5 protein-coding genes and 1 pseudogene are annotated in these 4716 nt (G+C 59.1%); 4 read left to right on the forward strand and 2 right to left on the reverse strand.

Translation table 11 applies throughout. The features are described from left to right. Positions 1-194, reverse strand: a 194-nt coding sequence (locus ACIQVE_RS29130) for a hypothetical protein (RefSeq protein ID WP_402815349.1), incomplete at its 3' end; no start/stop codon positions are given. A 12-nt stretch (positions 195-206) separates the two neighbouring features. Here ACIQVE_RS29130 and ACIQVE_RS29135 point away from each other — a divergent pair. Beyond that, a complete protein-coding gene (locus ACIQVE_RS29135; protein WP_402815351.1) occupies positions 207-620 on the forward strand; it encodes an acyl-CoA thioesterase in 414 nt (137 codons plus the stop codon). Between the two features lie 100 nt (positions 621-720). Here ACIQVE_RS29135 and ACIQVE_RS29140 read toward each other — a convergent pair whose 3' ends face one another. Continuing rightward, on the reverse strand, positions 721-2529 hold the full coding sequence (locus tag ACIQVE_RS29140; RefSeq protein ID WP_402815353.1) for a cation:proton antiporter: 1809 nt from the start codon (positions 2527-2529) through the stop codon (positions 721-723). Positions 2530-2637: 108 nt separating this feature from the next. Here ACIQVE_RS29140 and xerD point away from each other — a divergent pair, with 108 nt between their 5' ends. The 3 genes and pseudogenes from xerD to ACIQVE_RS29155 all read left to right on the forward strand — a co-directional run. Further along, complete coding sequence (gene xerD, locus ACIQVE_RS29145) at positions 2638-3534, forward strand: site-specific tyrosine recombinase XerD (protein ID WP_402815355.1); 897 nt, start codon at positions 2638-2640, stop codon at positions 3532-3534. Positions 3535-3686: 152 nt separating this feature from the next. After that, positions 3687-4418: a bifunctional protein-disulfide isomerase/oxidoreductase DsbC gene (dsbC, locus tag ACIQVE_RS29150; RefSeq protein WP_402815357.1), complete on the forward strand. Its 732-nt coding sequence runs from the start codon at positions 3687-3689 to the stop codon at positions 4416-4418. A gap of 131 nt (positions 4419-4549) precedes the next feature. Then, positions 4550-4690: pseudogene (locus ACIQVE_RS29155) on the forward strand (homoserine dehydrogenase); the annotation flags it as partial. Positions 4691-4716 lie beyond the last annotated feature (26 nt).

Here is a 4716-nt window from a genome sequence, read left to right on the forward strand (position 1 = left end):
TGTACTACCTGCGCGACCTGTCGGGCAAAGCAGCTCGCATCAAGGAAAAACTGGCTTAAGTCCAGCTTCCGATGCAGAAAAAAGCAGCCTTCGGGCTGCTTTTTTGTTGCCCGCAATTCACCAAATCCCCCTATAGGAGCTGCCGAAGGCTGCGATCTTTTGATCCTGGTTCTATTTCGGAAGCCGGCAATCACGAGCAGTAAGTCATGACCACCCGCGACCAGGAAATCGAACGCCGCACCGAACTCTCGGTAACCCGCGTAACCAAAGCCGTCTTCCCGCCGACCACCAACCACCACAACACCCTGTTCGGCGGCACTGCACTGGCATGGATGGATGAAGTGTCATTCATCACCGCCACGCGTTTCTGCCGCTTGCCACTGGTGACCGTGTCCACTGACCGCATCGACTTCAATCATGCGATCCCGGCGGGCTCCATCGTTGAGCTGGTGGGTAAGGTGATCAAGGTCGGCAACACCAGCCTCAAGGTCGAGGTGGAAGTGTTTGTTGAAAGCATGAGCTGCGACGGTCGTGAGAAAGCGATTCATGGCCAGTTTAGCTTTGTGGCAATTGATGATGACAAGCGACCGGTGCCGGTGCTTCCCGATTTTGCGGCCTGATCCAGGACCGAGTAGCAGCCTTCGCGAGCAAGCTCGCTCCCACAGTTTACGTGCCGCACACAAAAACTGTGGGAGCGAGCTTGCTCGCGAAGGCGTCAGATCAGGCACCGCTGCTCTCTGGTTGAATCAACGCCAACAGCGTCCACCCCGATCCAGGTTTCAACGCCGTCTCAGGCGTCACCACGTGCACCCAGCCACTGGCATCACGCATAAACAGCAGCGTCGCCCGATTGCCGTGCAGCGCCCGGTAATCCTCCCAGCCAAAACCGTCCGTTAACGTCGTGCTGTATAGCTGCGCACCCTGGCCCATCTGGCCGGCGAGTTTCGAGTAGGTCAGAGCTTCACTGCCCAACTGATTGCCGCGGTGTTCCAGGCTCGCCCGGTGCTTGTCGCTGCGACGGCTTTCATGACCGCTCGCCAATCCGAACAGGCGCTGATGCCCGAAGTCATGGCGAAAGCGCATCGCCGCCAAGGTATTGAGTTCTCCTGACGGTGACAACGCCAGCAAGTGCCCCAATCCGACCAGGTCCAGGTGCGCATCGGCGTGCTGCGAAGCCGGGTTACCAAAGTACGTCGGGATACCTTCCATGCGCGCAGCACGAATGTTTTCCCAGCTCGAATCCGTCAGTAGCACCCGGCTGCCCAATTGTTGCAGGGACTTGCCCAGCTCCCGCGCCGGGCCGTTTGCACCCACGATCAAAAAGCCGCTCGGGGCCGGTTCGGCGACCTTCAATAGCCGGGCAAGGGGGCGCGCGGTAGCACTTTGCAGGACCACGGTGCCGATTATCACCGCAAAGGTCAGCGGCACCAGCAGCAGCGCACCTTCATGTCCGGCTTCATCCAGTCGAATCGCGAAAATCGCCGACACCGCTGCCGCGACAATCCCCCGAGGGGCAATCCAGCACAGCAGCGCACGCTCACGCCAACTGAGGCTGGAGCCGGCTGTACTGAGCAGCACGTTCAGTGGCCGGGCGATCAGTTGAATCACCAACAACAGAATCAGCACCAGTGGCCCCAATCCGATCAAGGCGTAAAGGTCCAAGCGCGCTGCCAACAGAATGAACAACCCGGAAATCAGCAGCACGCTGAGGTTTTCCTTGAAGTGCAGGATGTGCCGCACATCCACGCCTTTCATGTTGGCCAGCCACATGCCCATCAGCGTTACCGCCAGCAGACCGGACTCGTGCATCACTTCGTTGGATGCAATAAAAATCCCTAGCACCACCGCCAGCGAGGCGAGGTTATGCAGATATTCGGGTAACCATTGCCGGCGAATGATCGTGCCCAGCACCCAGCCACCGACAATCCCGAACACCGCGCCGCAAAGAATCACCCCACCGAATGTCAACAGGCTTTGTTTGACGCCATGCCCCTCGGCGCTGGCGATGATGAAGCTGTAAACCACCACGGCAAGCAGGGCACCGATCGGGTCGATGACGATCCCTTCCCAGCGCAGAATGTTGGCAATAGAAGCTTTCGGCCGCACCACCCGCAGCATCGGGACGATCACCGTCGGCCCGGTCACCAGCGTCAGGCTGCCGAAGAGAATCGCCAGCATCCAGTCGAAACCCAGCAGATAGTGTGTTGCGACCGCGATGACCACCCAGGTCGAAATCGCACCGATGGTCACCAGTCGGTGGACGACGCTACCGATCTCGCGCCATTCCGACAGGTGCAGGGTCAGGCTGCCCTCGAACAGAATCAACGCCACCGCCAACGACACCAGTGGCATCAACAGTGGTCCGAACATTTCCTGTGGATCAAGCCAACCCAGTACCGGGCCCACCAGAATCCCGGTCAGCAACAGAAACAGAATCGCCGGCAACTTCAAGCGCCAGGCCAGCCATTGGCAACCCAAGGCCGCGGCTCCAATCCCGCCAAATGCCAGTAGAATTTGCTGCTCGTTCATTGATGCTCCCTGTTCCTTGAAATTGCGGGCTATGAAAGACTAGCGCCCATTCCTACAGTTCACTCTTCATTTGCGTGCATTCTTTGAGTCTGCATGTCTTGAGCGCCCATGCCTGCCATCGACCACCCGCAGATTGACCAATTCCTCGACGCCTTATGGCTTGAAAAAGGCCTGTCCGATAACACGCGCGGCGCTTACCGCAGCGATCTGGCGCTGTTCAACGGCTGGTTGCAGGAAAAAAATCTGGAGTTGATTAACGCCGGCCGCGAACTCATCCTTGATCATCTCGCCTGGCGTCTGGAGCAAAACTACAAGCCACGCTCCACCGCCAGATTTCTCTCCGGCGTACGTGGCTTTTATCGGTATCTGCTGCGAGAAAAGATAATCACCGTCGATCCGACGTTACGCATCGACATGCCTCAGTTGGGTAGGCCGCTGCCCAAGTCGCTGTCGGAAGCCGACGTCGAGGCACTCCTGAAGGCGCCGGATCTGGGCGAGGCCATCGGCCAGCGCGACCGCGCCATGCTTGAGGTGCTTTACGCCTGTGGTCTGCGGGTCACCGAGTTGATCAGTCTGACGCTGGAACAGGTCAACCTGCGTCAGGGCGTGTTGCGGGTCATGGGCAAGGGCAGCAAGGAGCGGCTGGTGCCGATGGGCGAGGAGGCGATTGTCTGGATCGAGCGCTACATGCGTGACGGTCGCAACGAGTTGCTTGGCGGCCGACCCAGTGATGTGCTGTTTCCCAGCCAGCGGGGTGAGCAGATGACCCGTCAGACCTTCTGGCACCGGATCAAGCATCAGGCCAAGGTCGCCGGGATTGGCAAGTCGCTGTCGCCGCATACCTTGCGTCACGCGTTCGCCACGCATTTGCTCAACCATGGCGCAGACTTGCGCGTGGTGCAGATGTTGCTCGGGCACAGCGATCTCTCGACCACGCAGATCTACACCCACGTTGCCCGGGCGCGGTTGCAGGATCTGCACGCCAAACACCACCCCAGAGGCTGAGGACACATCTGCTACAGGTGTTGTGACAGGCGCATTCGGCCACCGTGACCTTATGTGTTAGGCTTTGCCGGTTTGCACGATGGACGGTTATGACCCGGTGTTTTCGGCACGGGCGTTCTGATCGATCCATTTGTCCGCCTTCAGGAGTTCTCATGCGTCTGACCCAGATTTTCGCCGCCGCAGCCTTTGCGTTGGTCAGTACCTTTGCCGTCGCCGACGACGCGGCCAACAAAGCGATTCGTCAAAGCCTGGAAAAACTCGAACTCGAGGTTCCAGTAGAAAGCATCAACGCCAGCCCTCTGCCGGGCATGTATGAAGTCAAGCTCAAGGGCAGCCGCGTGCTGTACGCCAGCGCCGACGGCCAGTACATCGTTCAGGGCTATCTGTTTCAGCTCAAGGATGGCAAACCGGTCAACCTGACCGAGAAGGCCGAACGTCTGGGCGTCTCCAAACTGGTCAACGCCATTCCGGTTGCCGAAACCGTGGTTTACCCCGCCGTGGGCGAAACCAAATCGCACATTACCGTATTCACCGACACCACCTGCCCGTACTGCCACAAACTGCACGCCGAAGTGCCTGAGCTGAACAAGCGCGGCATCGAAGTACGTTATGTAGCGTTCCCGCGCCAGGGCCTCGGTTCGCCGGGTGACGAGCAGCTGCAAGCCGTGTGGTGCTCGAAAGACAAGAAAGCGGCCATGGACAAAATGGTCGATGGCAAGGAAATCAAGGCCGCCAAATGCGAGAACCCGGTTTCCAAACAGTTCGCTCTCGGCCAGTCGATTGGCGTGAACGGCACACCGGCCATCGTTTTGGCAGACGGACAAGTGATTCCGGGCTACCAGCCGGCGCCACAAGTCGCCAAACTGGCGCTGAGCGTCAAGTAATTCGCATCGTCACGGTCAGCCTTTGACGATCATGGTCCGGTGGCAGCATCGCCGGGCCATTAATAGAGAACCGCGAGCACGCGGTTGTTTTCCGGCCGACCCTGCGTCGGCCGTTTTATGGGGAGTTCACAGTGAATCCGGTCAAAGTAGGCATCTGTGGGTTAGGGACCGTCGGTGGCGGTACCTTCAACGTACTTCAGCGCAACGCCGAGGAAATTGCTCGTCGTGCCGGGCGTGGGATCGAAGTGGCACAAATTGCCATGCGCACGCCATAGCCTCAGTTCCTGACGACCGGTAT

Origin of the sequence: Pseudomonas sp. NPDC098747, from assembly GCF_044760045.1 — a bacterium.
GTDB lineage: Bacteria > Pseudomonadota > Gammaproteobacteria > Pseudomonadales > Pseudomonadaceae > Aquipseudomonas.

Coding starts and splice junctions, on each gene's coding strand:
- ACIQVE_RS29140 (WP_402815353.1), bottom strand. CDS start 2,529: ATGAACGAGCAGCAAATTCTACTGGCATTTGGCGGGATTGGAGCCGCG.
- dsbC (WP_402815357.1), top strand. CDS start 3,687: ATGCGTCTGACCCAGATTTTCGCCGCCGCAGCCTTTGCGTTGGTCAGT.
- ACIQVE_RS29135 (WP_402815351.1), top strand. CDS start 207: ATGACCACCCGCGACCAGGAAATCGAACGCCGCACCGAACTCTCGGTA.
- xerD (WP_402815355.1), top strand. CDS start 2,638: ATGCCTGCCATCGACCACCCGCAGATTGACCAATTCCTCGACGCCTTA.